This is a genomic window from Methanosarcina sp. (assembly GCF_028693135.1).
Taxonomy (GTDB): Archaea; Halobacteriota; Methanosarcinia; order Methanosarcinales; family Methanosarcinaceae; genus Methanosarcina.
Map to the genome: position 1 here is coordinate 19914 of NZ_JAQUVZ010000013.1, position 16518 is coordinate 36431.

The following is a 16518-nucleotide window of genomic DNA, read 5'->3' on the forward strand; positions in this document are numbered from 1 at the left end:
TACCAGTTGAAGGGGCTTATATTCGATGCCTGAGAACCCGGGGATTCGGATAACTTTTTTGAGTGGTATGCGGTAAAAAGAGACCCAGAAATCCGGGATAAAAGGCTAAAAATTATCTATGGAATTGAGGTGGGAATCTCAAAACCTCAAAATGAAATACAGGCGCAAGCTCGATAATATCCCTGTACCTCGCAAGTTATATATACCATCCCTAACAAATGATAATATTGTATAAAAGTCTCTAAATTGGAGAGTGTTTTTTCAGATAATGTTGCACCCAGGGATCAATTTTAGTGAACCTTCAGATGCATCTGTTGAAGTTTTCAGCTTTTTGTCTTGTTTTAAAAGCTTCAGAGAAGCTAGTTTCCACGCTATAAAACCGGGGAGACTATTTAATTTTTGAGCTGGTTGAAAACCGCCTTCAGTAAAACATAATCAAGTAAAAAACGCAAACCAAAATAAAAACAAACTATATATAAAAAAAAACCTTTAGCACTTTTATTTGCGAGGTCCGAAACAAAATGTCAGAAGAATCAGATGATCCAGACAGTAGTGATAGTAGCAGTCGTCAGAAAATGTTCACAGCAGCCGGAATGATCCTGTGTGTAATACAGTTTGCCTTCTTTATGTACATGATTTTAATGTTCATGGAGATGGACTTTGCCCAGGGCTTTAAGTTCATGCTGCTTGCATACTCTTCAGCGTTCATTTATAAGAACATGGAGAACTCCGGGATAATTCGTCTTGTAGCCCGGAACTGATGACGGTGTAGGTTTAATTTCCAAATCCACACTTTCTACCCCTATCTGTTCTGAATTTTTTTATTTTTTCTTATTCCCCTTCTTTTTATTTTTACTCTTCATTCATTCATTCATTCATTCATTCATTCATTCATTCATTCATTCATTCATTCATTCAATCAATCAATCAATCAATCAAATAATTCTGGCTTTTTTGTTGTCTATTTGCAGGTGGACCTGAATCCTGCACCAATCTAAAAAGAGTATTCTGAAGATTGTGAACCCTGAGACAACGGAAGAAAGTCTGTCTGATAAATTATCAAGTTATGTGATCGCAATAAAATACTTATATATTTGAATCTTAGCCTTATGTTGCCTGTATTTCTGGATTCCAGATGATAAAGCTCATTAATAAATAGAAAAAGAGATATGGGATCAATTTTTAGTACCATAATATTTTTATTACCAATATTTTTATTACCAATATTTTTATTACCATTAACAATTCTTATATGGGATAAACATGGACCACACATTGCAGATTGATACCGATTACTCGCTGCAGGAAGTAAGCGAGGTTATTCGCTCGGCTCTGGAACATGAGAAACATCTTGCAAAATACAAGGTATACCGCTATTCCATGATCTGCGATGAATATGAAGACCAGTACGACCTGATCTCCACGGAGTTTATACAAAAATTCGAAGCCGGCGAATACATAGACGGCGACAAATATTTTGACTGGTATGCCGCAAAAAGAGGGCTTGACCACTGGAAGCAAAAGCTGGCTGTCCTTGATGCTATCAGGTTCTAACTGGCAGAATACCACCAGAGACAAGAACCGTACCCTTTCAGGCAGCCTTTTTTCCGAACCTGTAGAATACTTTTGTCAATTTTCCTTCTTTCATTTTCCTTCTTTCATTTTCCTTCCTTTTTCCATTCGGTTTTTTTGTACAGCCCCCAAGTGTATAAATTTTATGACAATGTTTAAATAGCTGGTCTGCCGTATTTTTATCATCAGTGTTTTTTTCATGGTGTGATGATGAGGGAGCAAGTCAAATTAATAGAACTGGTTTTTCTATCTGATAAAAGGAAGAAACTCCTTCTTTTTCTGAAAGATAAGCCCGGGAGTATGGCTGAGATTCAGGAACACCTTTCAGCAACTCCTGTTTCAATTCTCCCTCAGCTCAAAAAATTGAAAGAAGGTAATCTAGTTGTACAGAAGGGGCATATATATGAACTTTCTCTAATGGGGGGTATAATAACAGACAAAATGCTGCCTTTTCTGGATACCCTGGAAGTCCTGGAAGAAAACTTCGATTACTGGACGAAAAGGAACCTTGAAGGAATCCCTCCTTTTTTACGAAAAAGACTTTTTGAACTGAAGAACTGCAAACTCATTCGTCCAAAGATGAGCTATATGTTCGAACTTAATCCTGAATTTGTAGAAGAACTTAATCTTTCCACGCATGTTCTCGGATTTGCTTCCTATTTCCACCCTTCTTTTACCACACTCTACCCGGAACTTGCAAAAAAAGGGGTGAAAATTTCTTTGATATTTACGGAGCCAGTGCTCCAGAGGTTCAAAAAGGATTACAGAGAAGAACTGTGCACTTTCCTGAATTTTGAAAACGTCAGGGTGTTTATTTTTCCGCACGACCCCAAAATTGCAGACTTGACAGTAACAAATAGGTTTTTTCTGGTCACCCTTTTCCCCAGGGAAAAATTCTTTGAACACGAAAGTCTGCTCAGTTTCGAACCTGAAGCCCTTAAGTGGGGTACCGTCCTTTTCTCACACATGTTAAAAGAAGCAATTCAGGTAAAGGATGTTTGAATTTCATAGGTTTCTATTATCAGTTATTCTCACCAATTTTTCCTTTGCAATTCTCTTTATTAATCCCTGTTGGCGCTCCTTCTCACTTTCCCTTTTCTTTAAGCTATAAATTCACATTAGATGTAAAAAATAAAAATAAATTTAGAAATAGGAAATGAATAAAGCAGTTATGAGAATTAGATCATAAAATGGAAGGTCTGAAAAAGAGATTTTTTTAAGGTAATAAACCTGTCCAATTGTTTTTTTTCATAATTACTTTATATGAAATAGGTGACTATTCTTTATAGGGATAGACATGAGTGTCACACTTAACATAGAAACTGATTTCTCACCTCAGGATGTATGTGAGGCTATCCGTTCGGCTCTGGAACATGAAAAGCATGTTGCAAAATACAAGGTCAAGCGGTATTCCATAATCTGTGAGGATTTCGAAACAAAGTTCGGGTACAGCTCAAGTGAACTCAGGGCGAAGTTTGAAGCCGGCAACATGGGAGATGAAAGTGATTTCTTCGACTGGTATGCGGCAAAAAGGGGATTAGACCACTGGAACAAAAGGCTTGAGGTTATTTCAGGAATTTCCGTGTGAGAGACAATTTTAAATTCATCAATTTTTTTGGGAAAGTTCTGCATTCCTGTTCCCCGAAAGTTAACTTTGAAATCCGGATCACTCTTCTACGGGATCGTATTTTTATAAAGCCATCCTGTTGCAGGGCAAAGTTTCTCCGGGCAAAATAATTCTATTGGCAAGACTGAGAATTGACAAATTATTTATGTACATTTAAAAAAATTACAGGTTAATTTATTCGATACATATGGAAATTGTCTTATTCTCTACCTCCCCCATTATCTTAACATCATCAAAATATCAATAAATTTCTCTTTTTGGAGAGGAGTTTGGTATGACTTTTCCTTTGTAGAAATAGACTTGAGGTGTTAAACTTGGTAAAAACTGTTTTAAAAAGCATGATAGGAGAAGCTCTCATTGGTTCAGGCCCGGAAATCGCACACATAGACCTTATAATCGGGCCAAGAGGGGGACCTGTAGAGGCAGCATTTATGAATTCCCTTGCGATGCCCAGGCAGGGCCATACCCCGCTCCTCGCTGTCCTTGAACCGAATCTCCAGCCAAAACCTGTTACCCTGCTCGTAAACAAGGTAACGATAAAGAATGTGGCACAGGCTGCCCTGATGTTCGGGCCGGCTCAGGCTGCGGTTGCAAAAGCGGTTATGGACTCGGTAGCTGCAGGAGTGCTCCCTGAAGAGCAAGCAGATGATATTTTTATCATTGTTTCTGTCTTTATCGAATGGGATGCAAAAGACAAAGATAAAGTCTATGAATACAACTATGAAGCTACAAAGCTTGCAATAGCCAGGGCGATGGAGAGCAGTCCAACAGTTAAAGAGGCACTGGCCAAAAAAGACTCAGCAAAACATCCATTTGCGTAAAGCAAGCTGTAGCTACTTCAGGGCATATAAAAATATTTCAAGGATATGCCCGGAATATCATCCGGACATCCCTCTTTTTTCAAGAATAACTCTGCCTGAGTCCATCATTAAACATTTGAAAATTCTTAATAGTTATTTGAATATTATTATTGCTGGAAAATATATTGTCCACCATACCAAACATTATTCCAATAAGACAGAAAATAAAGCTTTGTAATATATCTGATGAGCGCCAGAATTAGCAAGAATTATCTTTAAAAAATTTGGGTTCTGGGAACATTATTGTGATCAATAGGCTCTGTATAGTTTTTTGAAACACATTAATTTCCATAATTTGTGTTGTTAGATGGAAACTTGCTAATTGCGGTCCCGAGATAGTTTCATACGTAACGATTATATACACAATGAACCTATGAAGCCCCATAATAATTTCATAAGTAACGGCATCACAAATAACTTGAATTCCAAAACAGGCATCCATGCTGCATAAAAAAGGAAAATAATATTATGAAAGACCCAAGAGAAATATGTGGCCCTATTGCCCACATATACCGGAGCAATCTGGCATACATGGTAAAGGAACTGGAAACTTACAGGATAGGAAGTGGACAATTTGATTTTTTAATGGTTTTGTACCATAAAGACGGCATCTCTCAGGAAAGCCTTGCAAAGATCCTGAAAGTTAGCAAAGCAACAAGTACCAGAGCACTCCAGAGTCTGGAAAAAGAGGGGTATGTGTACAGACAGAGGGACGAAAATGATCACCGGGCTTACAAAGTTTACCTGACTGAAAAAGGAAAGGAAATAAGAGATGTTGTCCTTGAAAAGCTGATTTCATTTGTCGATACCCTCCTTTCGGATTTCACCCCGGAAGAAAAAGAAATTTTCAGGCAACTGGTCCAGAAGGCTGCATTTAAACTTCTTGAACCCGGGTTCGAACATCCGCGTCCTGACGGGTCGGGGGACATGAAATAAAAAAGAGAAGGCCACTCTTAAGAGAAAGTCCCTCTTATTACCACCCTGTCACATTTATAAGGTATGTTTGGAGTTTGGGTAGCTTTTCCGGTTTCAGACCGTCGGTCATTTCTGCTCCCCATGCTACTGCTTTTCCGAGTATACAGGACTTATAAAGAACGTACAGTGTCTTAAAAAAGTAGGGCAATGTCCGAGATGGCAGATAAGATGTTTCACATATGACAGTTCATTTAAGAATCCTCAGCCCACATCACAAAACCGGGATTATGGGAACGAGGGAAACCATGAACAAAAAGAAGATCGCAATCAAGATCCCTTAAAAAGTTTCAGCTCAGATATGACTAGCTTTTTAGAGGTAATTTATGACACTTACTGAAATTATAGAGACATTTAAAACGAAGTTAAATCCTTCAAAAACTATGGATTCACTCGAAAGAACAGCTAATTTCTACGATGAATCCGAGAATGGTTCAGGGGAAAGTGATTCAGGGGAGGATCTAAAAAGCAACCCTTACAGCAATTCAGCCACCGTGGCTGTCAAAAGCTCTGAAGCTACCAGAATCACTCTGAACGAAAAAGAACCACTTATCAAACTGACTGATGTCTGGAAAATTTACCAGATGGGGGAGGTCGAGTTTGCGGCTCTCAAAGGAATAGATCTGGAGATCTACGAAGGGGAGTTCCTGGTTGTTCTGGGCCCCAGCGGAAGTGGTAAAAGCACACTTATGAACCTGCTGGGATGCCTGGACCTGCCTTCAAAAGGCACGGTTTTCCTGAACTCAAGGGATATCTCAGAACTTGCTGAATCCGAACTTGCCCGCATCCGGGGACAGATGATCGGCTTTATTTTCCAGAGTTTTAACCTTATTCCTACCCTGAACACTATGGGAAATGTCATCCTGCCTCTGGAATTCCAGGAAGAAGAACCTGAAAAAGCAAGGCAAAGGGGGGAATACCTGCTCGAAATCGTGGGGCTCTCGGACAAAAAATTCAACCTTCCTTCTCAGCTTTCAGGCGGACAGAGGCAAAGGGTTGCTATAGCCCGCTCCCTGGCTGTGAACCCACCCATAATCCTGGCAGATGAGCCGACTGGAAACCTGGACACGAAAACTGGAGACTACATTCTGGACTTTCTGTCAAAATTACATGAAAAGGAAGGCAAGACAATTATCATTGTCACCCACGATCTGGACATTGTAAAACATGCGACAAGGGTTGTGTACATCAGAGATGGGGAAATCGAAAAAATAGAAGAACGCACGAAAAACAAATCGGAGAAATAAAAATGAGAAGGTTTTCTTTACTAATGATTTTACTGATATTATTATCAGTTATATCCCTGGGAGCGGGGACAGCCCTTGGTTCAAACGGAAATATAGATTCCTCATCCTTGCGGGTGAACCTGACAAACCAGAACCCTGATGCTGCTCGTCCGGGAGAACCTGTAGAGCTTACTTTAAGTGTGCAAAATGTAGGAAATAAGGATCTAAAAGACATCATTGTTACAGTTGAACCTGAGTACCCCTTTACCGGGATTTCTGGAGAATCACTTAAAAAGACAGTTTCCTATCTGAACGCACGGCAGGATGACAACGATGGAGCTGTCCTTAAATTCAAGCTAATGACAGATTCCAATTCTTCCGAAGGCACATATGATATAGACATCACCACCACTTCAAAAAGCGGGTCCGGGTCCTCAGCAACTACATACACCACTACAAAAACCATCCAGCTCGAGGTCAGGGGTAAAGAATATGCTCAGATCGTGACCATAAACAAGGCGAACATTGACATAGCAAAGGAAGAAACGCTCGAGTTCATCATAACGAATACCGGAACTTCCCCTCTGAAAAATATGGTCGTTTCCTGGAAAGAGCCAAAAGGGGTTATTCTACCGGTATACTCGGATAATACCAGGTACATCAAGTATCTGAAAGCCGATCAATCCGTAAATGTTGCTTACTCAGTAATGGCAGACGTAAACGCAGCCCCTGGACTCTATACTCTGGATGTAAACCTCAGCTTTGAAGACTATGAATCCAATGAAAAAAATATCCAGACCACAGCAGGACTTTTCGTTGGGGGAGAGACTGACTTCGATGTAGCCTTCTCGGAAAGCGATGCAGGAGAGATTTCTCTTTCAGTTGCAAACGTGGGAAACAATATGGCATATTCGGTGAAAGTATCTGTTCCAAAACAGGACGGGTACAGGGTATCAGGAAGTTCGTCAACTATTGTAGGAAACCTTGAGAAAGGAGATTACACAATCGCTTCATTTAATGTTGCGAGTACACAGGCTGCAGGCGGGAGTGCAGAAGCAAAACCAGGCACCGCAAAAACAGGTGCCGGAGAAAATATAGCTTCTGCTTCCATGAATTCTAATCCACTCAAAATCCAGATTGAGTATACGGATGCAAAAGGAGAAAGAATAACTGTAGATAAGGAAGTAGAACTCGAGACGACTTCCGGAAATATGACTGCACAGGGAGCGACAGGCAACAATGGCGGTCTCAGTTCATACCTGCTCTACATCGTGTTAATAGTGCTTGCAGGAGGTGCATTCGTGTACCGCAAGAAAATACAGGAAAAAATACAGGCACGAAAAGAGAAACAATCAGGTAGTAAAAAGCCCGAAAACCGGGATAACTGAAAAGAGCAGCATCAATAGAAAACGGAAGGGTGCAAGATGAGAAACTCAACCTACCTGAAGATGGCCCTGAACATGCTTCTCCACAGCAAACTAAGAAGCTGGTTGACCATTATCGGGATAGTTATAGGAGTTGGGTCTGTAATTGGCATTGTCTCTTTAGGGGATGCTATGCAGGCAAGTGTGCAGAGCAGCCTATCTGATCTGGATCTGACAAAAATAACCATAAGTCCGGGCTATACTCAAGCCTCCTCCAACATGCATGGACCTCCTGGAATGAGGGAGAGTGGTGCATCAACAGATTCGGAACTAACGAAGGACGATATTGCGGCACTCCGAGGATTGGATAGCATACAATATATATCCGGCGAGATTTCCGGCAGTGAAAAGGTAAAATACGCAGGACAAACTGCAACTCTTTCAATCACTGGTGTGGACCCCCAGGTGTGGAAGTACATGACAACGCTGAAGACGCAATCCGGAAGATTGCTCGAGCCAGCTGACAAGTATGTAGCAGTCATTGGGAGCAGCATTGCCAGCGAAACTTATGACCATGACATTGGAGTCAATCAGGTAATAACAATAAACAACAAATCCGTGCGTGTTGTGGGAGTCCTGGAAGAAAAAGGAGAGGGGGATGACTCAAAGATTTACATGCCAATCGATGGAGCATTAAATCTGATTACAGATGCAAAAAAAGATGTTTATGATACTATCACGGTAAAAGCCAGGAGTGAAGATCTGGTGGACTCACTTATGGATGATATCGTAAAGAAGCTCATGGTCTCAAGACACATTATCCAGGAAGATGACAGGGACTTTTCCGTGACAGCCTCAAAGTCCATGGCTGAATCTGTTACCGAAATGCTGAGTTCGATGACCCTCTTCCTTGGAGCGATTGCAGCCGTGTCTCTGCTGGTAGGATCTGTGGGCATTGCTAACACTATGTTTACCTCGGTCCTGGAAAAAACAAAAGAGATAGGGACTATGAAAGCCATTGGGGCGAAAAATAGGGATATCCTTATGATTTTCCTCTTTAATTCCGCAATGGTAGGCTTTGTTGGTGGTATCCTTGGAATTATGCTGGGATGGATTGTTTCATATGGCCTCCAATCTATGATGGGAGGCGATATGACAGCAGGAGGCGGAGTAAGCATTTCTCTGATGATTGAAGGACTCACCCTTGCAATTATTATAGGAGTAATCTCAGGAGTGGTCCCTGCGTACAGGGCTTCGAAATTAAAGCCAGTAGATGCATTAAGGTACGAATAACCGGAAAGAGAGGAACGTAAAATTATGGTAAGAATAACCGGAAAGAGAGGAACGTAAAAGAAAGGATCAAACCTTTCTTAATTTCCTGCTTCATTGGAAGAGAGCAGAGTTGGGATAAAATAAATATCTGATATTGTAAAAGAGTTCTAAAACAATATGTTAACTGTCAGAATAAAGCTCAATTCTCCGGTCTTCAAAAACAGGAATAGCCTTTCGAATCTCTTCTTTTCCTTCAAGGTCAAGGTCACAGACAATCACGCACTCTTTGCTGCCTGCGTCAGCTTTTACCTCACCCCAGGCATCAATAACCATCGAGTTTCCGAAGTAAGTACAGTCAGGAGCAGAGCCTGTCCTGTTGCAGGCTATGTGAGGGATCTGATTTTCGATTGCTCTTGCCTTTGCAAGAGTTTTCCAGTGCTCAGACCGGGGGTTAGGGAAAGCGGCTGTTGTCACAAGCAGGTCAGCCCCCGCAAGGGAAAGTTTTCTTGCAACCTCGGGAAAGCGGAGCTCGTAGCAGATTTCAAAACCGATTTTCAGACTTTGTTTTTTAAGGGAAATGGGCTCTAGCGAACTGCCTTTTGAAAAATAACTGTTTTCGGCTTTGAAGGGATGGGTCTTCCGGTAGGTGCCTGCAAGGGTTCCGGACTCAAAACAGAAGCCAAGGTTGTAGTAGAGAGCAGAACTTTTACTTCCCGTAAGATTCTTACTTCCCGAAATCTCCTTTTCTTTCCCGGAAAAACCCTTTTCTCCTTTCTTAAAAACTTTTTCTCCGCCAGGTCCCCCCTCATTTTCAATACCGCCTTCTCCATACTCTTCTCTATAGTCTTCTCCACTATCCTTTTGAATAATTGAACCCAGCATAATGCAGTCATTTGCTTCGGAAAAGCATGCCAGGTTCTCAAGAGTAGGGGACGGGAGGTTTTCTGCTGCATGGCTAAGGTTTTCATAGCAAAAACCTGTGGAAAAGACCTCCGGAAAAACAATTAACTCGGCTCCTTTCTCAACGGCTTTGAGAGCCATGTAAAGGGCTTTTTCAAGGTTTTCCTGCTTCTTGCAGTGAAGCACGTCCATCTGGATACAGGCTACTTTCATAATTGGACCAACGTATCTGGCTATTTGAGCTCTGGTTGTAATTCAGATTTGCGGAATGGTTTATCAGGAACGGGAATAAAAATTATTTAGGGTAACAGGGTAGTTTGCTTGCTTTTTGCTACCAGCCCTTCGAGGTCCATCCTGTGTTTTATCATCCCTGCAAGCACTTCGTTTGCAAGCCTGGTTACCTCTTCCCTGTTTTCCCGGAGTTCGTATGCGGGGTCATCTGGAGGCAACTCAATTTTTGTAATGTCGGCTCGGGCTTTTTTCAGGGATGAGTCAGAGACTTCACAAACCATTCCGGGTTTTTCCATGTATCGGTCAAGGTGCTTCTGGGTGATTCCTGCAAGTTTTAACTCCCTGCGGAAACAGGGCCTTTCAAACAGCCTGGAAATTACATAAACGCCAACAGGAATCCGGAAGTCCAGATCGATTTTCAGGAGCTGGACCCTGAAAATGAGGTAAATGTCTTCAGAACTGGAAGGATCTGCCGGACTGGGTTCTCTGCCTTTTTCAGGCAAAGAATAGATTTTGGAAGGGGGAACTTCGGTTTCCTCCAGAAGTTCAAGATCCCTGAGTGCCCTGAGGTAGCCGGTCAGAACCAACCGGTGTTCTTCTATACCTCCGGCTTTCAGTTCCCGCGAGAGCCCGCTGATTGAGAGCTGTTTGCCGTCAAGTATTTCCATAACTTTAAGGTTGAGTTTCTCTGCCATTTTCTCTGCCTTTATATCAACATCCGGGTTAATTAATGGTAGTTCAGTCTTCAGGCCTGAAGCCAGAAAAACATACTCTCCTGCTACAATAAAACATATAATCAGGTCCGCATTTCCGAAAGCTTCCGGAATAAACTGAATTTTTTCCTATCATTAAAAGGCTATGGACAGGAAAATTGCAAGGAGTAACACACGATGTAATTATCCTGCATGATATAAAGCTTATGAGAGATTTTGCAAAAGGACCGGTAAATGGAAGAATTTCAGTAAGAGAATGTAAACGTAAAAGAATCATATAAGTAACATATTAATATTTAGGAGAGTATATTATAGAACCAATTGAATAAAAGTAAAAGGAGTTCAGATTGAAAAAATGTAGGTAAAAATCTCCTGAAAAACGTATTTAAATATAAAAGTATAGAGATGAACTTCTACAATCCACCAATGCCTGAAAAAACAGAAATTAAACTTTTTCCAGCAAAATCGAAGGGCAACGCTTAAAAATGATAATTGCTATTTCAATTAAGTTCAAATTGATGACATCTCAAGGATGCAAAGATGATCACGAAGTTAATTCCTAGAAAAGTATTCTTTACAAGTGGAGTTGGTACACACCACGAACAACTTGAATCATTTGAGGTTTCACTCCGGGACGCAGGAATTGAAAAATATAACCTTGTAACTGTAAGTTCGATCCTGCCTCCAAAATGTGAAATTGTGACAAAGGAAGAAGGTTTGAAAGAACTGAGCCCCGGAGAGGTAGTTTTCTGTGTGATGTCCAGAATATCTTCCAATGATCCAGGAAGAACGTTAAGTACTTCCGTCGGATGCGCACTTCCCAGGGATATAAGCAAGCACGGCTATATTTCCGAGTATCATGCTTACGGAGAAAACGCACAGGATGTAGGAGAACATGCCGTAAGACTTGCAGGAAGCATGTACAGCACCTGGGCAAATGAATTACCTCTAAAAACCTTCAGCTTCCCCAGATCATCACTCGTACACGAAAGCGGAGACTGGATGACTGTAATATCCGCAGCAGTTTTTATTATATAAATTTATTATACAAATAAAGAGGAATTTCGTACAGGAACTCAAGTAATACTGTTGCTTCATATACATAATCGTATTATTTACAGACAGTACTCATTTACAGATATTACCTATTTACTAATATTTTCTATTCACAACATCGCCTGTTTATCGATACTGTCCCCCGTACCGCGCACCAGACCGCAATTATCCAGTCCCTGATCATCATTGAAAGCTATTCAGCCATTATTGTCAACTACCCCTGAGCTAAAGAGGCTGTCCGACAATTCAATTTCAGGGCAAAAACATGCAAAAAATAAGGCATATAAAGCCTTTAAATCGAAAAAGAAGGATTTTGTATATTACTGATAGTAATTGTCGGACAGCCTGTAAAGACTCAGGGGTTTCCTGCTGAGGGTTTATGAATTATCTATAAATGATCTATAAACGATCTATAAATTATCTATAAACGATCTATAAATTATCTATAAATGATCTATAAACGATCTATAAACGATCTATTACACACCTTTCACTTCAACTCATAACTCTTAAACAGGGCAAATCGGTCTTCCTTTGGAGAAGCCTGTAAAGAGTCCTCAGGTGAGATAGTCTGCATATATTGATATTTAATAAAAAATATATAATCCTTTAACGTTATTTGCGTCTCTTATAGTCTATTGCCGGGTATCTGCAAGACAGGGTATTAGGGTCACAGGCAAACTATCAGTATCTGCTTATTATGGAGAATGGCATGCATCACAATGTATTTACAAATAACCCAACCGTTCCAATTGATGTGAAAGACAGGTCCGTAAGTGAATTGATGGACGGAATGCTCAAGACCGGCTTTCAGGGCAGGAAGCTGGCTGAGTCAGTCCAGGCCTGGCATAACATGCTCAAAGAAGAGAACACAACAGTGCTTATGGGCTTATCCGGGGCCATGGTCCCTGCCGGAATGCGCAGGGTTCTTTCCTATATGATCCGGGAAAGAATGATTGATTGCCTTGTAAGCACAGGGGCAAACCTGTTCCATGACTGTCACGAAGCTCTCGGCAGAAAACACTATGTGGGCTCACATCTGGCTAATGATGAAAAACTCTTTGAACACGGTGTGGACAGGATTTATGACGTCTTTGCAGTGGAAGAAGAATTCAGGACCGCAGACAACCTGATTGCAGATTTTGCAGAGGAGATCGGAGAAATTACCTGTTCCTCAAGAGAGTTCATGTACCTTCTTGGAAAGGAACTTGTAAAGAGAGGAGCCGCTGAAGACTCGATAGTTGTAAGCGCATACAGGCACAATATCCCTATTTTTGTACCTGCTCTGTCGGACAGTTCCATAGGGATAGGGCTCACCATTGCAAGGAGAAGAGGGCTGAAACTTGAAATCGACCAGATAAAAGACGTTGACGAGATCACACAGATTGTGGAAAAATCAGGACGTACAGGCGTTGTCTATGTAGGAGGTGGAGTCCCGAAGAATTTCATCCAGCAGACCGAGGTAATAGCTTCGATTCTTGGAATGGATATTGGCGGGCATGACTATGCAATCCAGTATACTTCCGATTCTCCTCACTGGGGAGGACTCTCAGGATGCACTTTTGACGAAGCAGTTTCATGGGGAAAGATCGCACCTCAGGCAAAAAAAGTACAGGTTTTTGTGGATGCTACTATCGCCCTTCCAATTGTTATCCATGCTCTGCGTGAAAAAACACGTGATATGAAGCGTGCAGCTCCTGTTTTTAACTGGAATGAGCCCGAAGGGCTTGATATCGTTTATAGCGAATGATCAAATAACAAATCTTTATTATATTGAAAGCCGATAACATAAGGCGAGATGGAGAAGACATAAATGGGCAAACGAACTCGAATAATTAACGATCCTTCCTATTTAGTACCATTACTCAGGACTTTTGGATCAAGAACCCATAAAAAAATATTCGATGCACTTTCTAACAAATGGATGACCAGAACAGAAATCGATGAGTTCATAGGCACAGACTCATCAAAAAACCTTCATATATTGAAAAAGGCAGGACTCCTTGAAAGTCAGTGGAGAATCCCTGAATCAGGACAAAAACCCTCTAAAGAATACCACAGTTCTTATTCAAAGGTTCAGGTAAACTTTCAGTGTTCCTTTGAAGACCTCAGTGACATTATTATGCTTACCTTCAAGCCATATGAAGAGGTGAAGGATGCCATGGAGGAACTGGAAAAACTGGTTGAAGAGGGCAATACATCAATGAGCAACCTTACACGGACTCTTAACAGGAACCCATTTTATATTTGCGCCGTTGCCCGCAGGTCCGAAAGGCTTTCAGTAATGGGGCAGAGGTTAAAAATAATTGAAGATGTTGAGGAGAATTACGATTGATGATTAAGATACTCCAGACAAAGAGTGGAGTCACCAAATTTCAGGTCCTTATTGAGGTTGCTGCCCATCAGCCCAATGTCAGGCAAAAAGAGATTGCCGGAAAGATAGGAATAACCCCCCAGGCTGTTTCCGAATACATCAAGGAGCTTGTAAATGATGGGCTTATTATAACAGAGGGCCGCGTCAGGTACAGGATAACAAAAGAAGGCGTAGAGTGGGTCCTTGAAAACGCAGCCGAAATGAAGCGGTATGCCCGCTTTGTCATGGAGGACATAATCAGCCATGTCTCGACCTGGACAGCCATCACAAAAGAAGAAGTCAAAGAAGGCCAGCAGGTTTACCTGAAAATGGATCATGGGCTCCTCTATGTAAGCAGCACGGAAATGACAGGTGCATCAGGCACTGCCATATCCGATGCCGCCCTGGGGGACGAGGTGGGAGTAACCAACCTCAGGGGCCTTATAGACCTGGAAAACGCAACCATCACGGTCTGCAAGGTTCCCAGGGTTGAGCGCGGAGGTTCAAGAAAAGTGGATCTCGAGCGTCTGAAGACGCTGGCAAACTCAAAACCCTATATAGCAGCAATCGGTGTGGAGTCGTTAATTGCTCTTCGCAAGATCGGCATAAGCCCCAATGTCATGTTCGGGACAAACGAATCCGTTATCGAGGCTGCATACCACGGACTTTCATCCCTGGTAGTTTCAGTGGATGAACAGGTCGCTGCTCTCCTGAACAGGTTAGAAACCGAGAACCTTGAGTACGAACTTGTTGACCTGACAACCGAGTAACTTTCCTGAAATTTAGCTTCCGGTTCGAGGCATTCCTTACTCACAGGTTTGGAATTCGAACCTTTTGTTTTTCCATAACTAGTGCTTCGATTCCCAAATAAATCCATTATTTGGTGAGGGATTTGTTGATCACGAGATGGATTTTGAATTTTAGGTTTATGGATGTAATCTGGAATCGATACACTAGTGTCGCGTCAATCCTCAATGATTGAAAGATTCTGAATAATTGCAATCGAGTTTATAAGACATTTTACTGCTGATGCGACACTAGTATCGGTTTTTTTGTTATTCAGGTTAACTGTAATTTTTCAGGTTTAACTGCAATAACCATCTATAATTATGCTGCACACTTTTATTTTAATACCTTAATATATTAATACTACAGAACCATCTGATAATATGGTGTTTTTCCATGAAACTGATCGTACTTTCCGATACCCATCTTAAAACAGGAGAAATCCCCCCGAAACTTCAAAGCATTCTCGAAGACTGTGACCTGATTGTCCATGCAGGGGACTTCAGTACTGTAGAAGCTTATAAGGCATTCAATGCCAGCGGCAAGCTAAAAGCCGTTTCCGGAAATGACGATACCTTCGAGCTCAGGAAGCTCCTTCCCGAAAGGCTAAAATTTGAAGTTGAAGGAGTGAAAATCGGGGTGATACATGAAGGAGGGCTTTCAGTAATGGATACAACTGCCCAGGGTTACCTCGCAAAAGAAATGGGAGTAGATGTCCTGATTTTCGGGCACCTTCACCGCCCTTTGATTGAACAGAAAGATGTTATGCTTGTCTGTCCGGGTTCTCCGACAAAACCCAGGATGTCAAATCCAAGTGTTGTGGAACTAATAATTGAAAAAGGAAGTATTAAAGGCAGGATACTTACTCTTGAAGGAGATAGTTGTGAGTATATCAAATTCCGGGATACCCTGAAAAAACAAAAACAGGAAGAGAATCAAAAATAAAAGGAGCCTGAGTGCCTGAAACCGACTCACAAATCCTGAAAAAGTTATAAACAGGAACCTGCCAGGGGTTTTATTGCCAGAATTCAGGCAAATGCCTCGCTAAGCGAGGTCTCTGGAACTATGTATTTGGCAAATCCCCGTCAGTTCACGTAGTCTCCAGTTTGAACATTACACCTGTTCCCTGAAGGCTCAGGTAGACTTTGTCTCCAAACTCGAGAATCTTCTCGACACCAACATTGCTGTTCCAGTTATATATAAAATCGTAACTGCCTTGCATGGGTTCGAAACCCAGAGACAAAAGCCTCCGGTTGACTTCAGACGGGCGAACTCCTTCACTACTGAACCAGACCACAAGATAGGTTTTCACAGGATCATCCCATATACCAATTAATTAACTTATTTTAGCGTTGACTCTTATTCAATTACTCATTGCTCATTTTATATCATGTTTCGTTTATTTATCTATATTTTGCCTCTTATTGCCCGAATTCCAGGAAAAAACGAAAAAACGTAGTCAGTGAATGAAAGTTTAGAGTGAACGATCTGGTAAAAAATAAGAAATAAGAACAGACAAAAAGAGAAAAGAAATAAAGAGAACAAACAAAAAGAGAAAAGAAATAAAGAGAACAAACAAAAAGAGA

The 16518-nt window shown here is 41.3% G+C and carries 17 protein-coding genes; 14 read left to right on the top strand and 3 right to left on the bottom strand.

The window, feature by feature from the left end; all coding sequences use genetic code 11:
* Positions 1-521 precede the first annotated feature (521 nt).
* From PHF18_RS08270 to PHF18_RS08310, 9 genes are all read left to right on the top strand, one after another.
* A complete protein-coding gene (locus PHF18_RS08270) occupies positions 522-761 on the top strand; it encodes a hypothetical protein (protein ID WP_300100998.1) in 240 nt (79 codons plus the stop codon).
* A gap of 502 nt (positions 762-1263) precedes the next feature.
* Positions 1264-1554 carry a hypothetical protein gene (locus tag PHF18_RS08275; protein ID WP_300101001.1) on the top strand — a complete coding sequence of 97 codons (291 nt, stop codon included), beginning with the start codon at positions 1264-1266 and terminating at the stop codon, positions 1552-1554.
* A gap of 318 nt (positions 1555-1872) precedes the next feature.
* Positions 1873-2574: a winged helix-turn-helix domain-containing protein gene (locus PHF18_RS08280; RefSeq protein ID WP_300101004.1), complete on the top strand. Its 702-nt coding sequence runs from the start codon at positions 1873-1875 to the stop codon at positions 2572-2574.
* Between the two features lie 295 nt (positions 2575-2869).
* The gene (locus PHF18_RS08285; RefSeq protein WP_300101007.1) at positions 2870-3160 is read left to right on the top strand and encodes a hypothetical protein; all 291 of its coding nucleotides are present in this window, start codon (positions 2870-2872) and stop codon (positions 3158-3160) included.
* Between the two features lie 377 nt (positions 3161-3537).
* Positions 3538-4020 (top strand): formaldehyde-activating enzyme, encoded by a 483-nt coding sequence (gene fae / locus PHF18_RS08290; protein WP_367279174.1) that lies wholly within the window; start codon positions 3538-3540, stop codon positions 4018-4020.
* Positions 4021-4527: 507 nt separating this feature from the next.
* Entirely contained in the window at positions 4528-4995 is a 468-nt protein-coding gene (locus PHF18_RS08295) for a MarR family winged helix-turn-helix transcriptional regulator (RefSeq protein ID WP_300101014.1), read from the top strand.
* 362 nt (positions 4996-5357) lie between these two features.
* Positions 5358-6278, top strand: a complete 921-nt coding sequence (locus tag PHF18_RS08300) for an ABC transporter ATP-binding protein (protein WP_300101017.1) — start codon at positions 5358-5360, stop codon at positions 6276-6278.
* Positions 6279-6301: 23 nt separating this feature from the next.
* Positions 6302-7645, top strand: a complete 1344-nt coding sequence (locus PHF18_RS08305) for a COG1361 S-layer family protein (RefSeq protein WP_367279171.1) — start codon at positions 6302-6304, stop codon at positions 7643-7645.
* A gap of 36 nt (positions 7646-7681) precedes the next feature.
* Positions 7682-8914 (top strand): ABC transporter permease, encoded by a 1233-nt coding sequence (locus PHF18_RS08310; RefSeq protein WP_300101023.1) that lies wholly within the window; start codon positions 7682-7684, stop codon positions 8912-8914.
* Positions 8915-9073: 159 nt separating this feature from the next.
* Here the strand turns inward: PHF18_RS08310 and PHF18_RS08315 are convergent, their stop codons facing one another.
* Both PHF18_RS08315 and PHF18_RS08320 read right to left on the bottom strand, forming a co-directional pair.
* On the bottom strand, positions 9074-10006 hold the full coding sequence (locus tag PHF18_RS08315; protein WP_300101026.1) for a nitrilase-related carbon-nitrogen hydrolase: 933 nt from the start codon (positions 10004-10006) through the stop codon (positions 9074-9076).
* An 86-nt stretch (positions 10007-10092) separates the two neighbouring features.
* The gene (locus tag PHF18_RS08320) at positions 10093-10719 is read right to left on the bottom strand and encodes a hypothetical protein (protein WP_300101029.1); all 627 of its coding nucleotides are present in this window, start codon (positions 10717-10719) and stop codon (positions 10093-10095) included.
* Positions 10720-11277: 558 nt separating this feature from the next.
* Here PHF18_RS08320 and PHF18_RS08325 point away from each other — a divergent pair.
* From PHF18_RS08325 to PHF18_RS08345, 5 genes are all read left to right on the top strand, one after another.
* Complete coding sequence (locus tag PHF18_RS08325; protein WP_300101032.1) at positions 11278-11775, top strand: pyruvoyl-dependent arginine decarboxylase; 498 nt, start codon at positions 11278-11280, stop codon at positions 11773-11775.
* Between the two features lie 730 nt (positions 11776-12505).
* Positions 12506-13543, top strand: coding sequence for a deoxyhypusine synthase (locus PHF18_RS08330; RefSeq protein ID WP_300101034.1), 1038 nt, complete (start codon positions 12506-12508; stop codon positions 13541-13543).
* A 63-nt stretch (positions 13544-13606) separates the two neighbouring features.
* Complete coding sequence (locus PHF18_RS08335; protein ID WP_300101037.1) at positions 13607-14128, top strand: ArsR family transcriptional regulator; 522 nt, start codon at positions 13607-13609, stop codon at positions 14126-14128.
* Positions 14128-14916, top strand: coding sequence for a winged helix-turn-helix transcriptional regulator (locus PHF18_RS08340; RefSeq protein ID WP_300101040.1), 789 nt, complete (start codon positions 14128-14130; stop codon positions 14914-14916). The genes PHF18_RS08335 and PHF18_RS08340 overlap by 1 nt, the downstream gene beginning before the upstream one ends.
* A 412-nt stretch (positions 14917-15328) precedes the next feature.
* Positions 15329-15877: a metallophosphoesterase gene (locus PHF18_RS08345; protein WP_300101044.1), complete on the top strand. Its 549-nt coding sequence runs from the start codon at positions 15329-15331 to the stop codon at positions 15875-15877.
* A gap of 145 nt (positions 15878-16022) precedes the next feature.
* Here PHF18_RS08345 and PHF18_RS08350 read toward each other — a convergent pair whose 3' ends face one another.
* Positions 16023-16244, bottom strand: a complete 222-nt coding sequence (locus tag PHF18_RS08350) for a hypothetical protein (RefSeq protein WP_300101047.1) — start codon at positions 16242-16244, stop codon at positions 16023-16025.
* Positions 16245-16518 lie beyond the last annotated feature (274 nt).

Coding starts and splice junctions, on each gene's coding strand:
- PHF18_RS08270 (WP_300100998.1), top strand. CDS start 522: ATGTCAGAAGAATCAGATGATCCAGACAGTAGTGATAGTAGCAGTCGT.
- PHF18_RS08275 (WP_300101001.1), top strand. CDS start 1,264: ATGGACCACACATTGCAGATTGATACCGATTACTCGCTGCAGGAAGTA.
- PHF18_RS08280 (WP_300101004.1), top strand. CDS start 1,873: ATGGCTGAGATTCAGGAACACCTTTCAGCAACTCCTGTTTCAATTCTC.
- PHF18_RS08285 (WP_300101007.1), top strand. CDS start 2,870: ATGAGTGTCACACTTAACATAGAAACTGATTTCTCACCTCAGGATGTA.
- fae (WP_367279174.1), top strand. CDS start 3,538: ATGATAGGAGAAGCTCTCATTGGTTCAGGCCCGGAAATCGCACACATA.
- PHF18_RS08295 (WP_300101014.1), top strand. CDS start 4,528: ATGAAAGACCCAAGAGAAATATGTGGCCCTATTGCCCACATATACCGG.
- PHF18_RS08300 (WP_300101017.1), top strand. CDS start 5,358: ATGACACTTACTGAAATTATAGAGACATTTAAAACGAAGTTAAATCCT.
- PHF18_RS08305 (WP_367279171.1), top strand. CDS start 6,302: ATGATTTTACTGATATTATTATCAGTTATATCCCTGGGAGCGGGGACA.
- PHF18_RS08310 (WP_300101023.1), top strand. CDS start 7,682: ATGAGAAACTCAACCTACCTGAAGATGGCCCTGAACATGCTTCTCCAC.
- PHF18_RS08315 (WP_300101026.1), bottom strand. CDS start 10,006: ATGAAAGTAGCCTGTATCCAGATGGACGTGCTTCACTGCAAGAAGCAG.
- PHF18_RS08320 (WP_300101029.1), bottom strand. CDS start 10,719: ATGGCAGAGAAACTCAACCTTAAAGTTATGGAAATACTTGACGGCAAA.
- PHF18_RS08325 (WP_300101032.1), top strand. CDS start 11,278: ATGATCACGAAGTTAATTCCTAGAAAAGTATTCTTTACAAGTGGAGTT.
- PHF18_RS08330 (WP_300101034.1), top strand. CDS start 12,506: ATGCATCACAATGTATTTACAAATAACCCAACCGTTCCAATTGATGTG.
- PHF18_RS08335 (WP_300101037.1), top strand. CDS start 13,607: ATGGGCAAACGAACTCGAATAATTAACGATCCTTCCTATTTAGTACCA.
- PHF18_RS08340 (WP_300101040.1), top strand. CDS start 14,128: ATGATTAAGATACTCCAGACAAAGAGTGGAGTCACCAAATTTCAGGTC.
- PHF18_RS08345 (WP_300101044.1), top strand. CDS start 15,329: ATGAAACTGATCGTACTTTCCGATACCCATCTTAAAACAGGAGAAATC.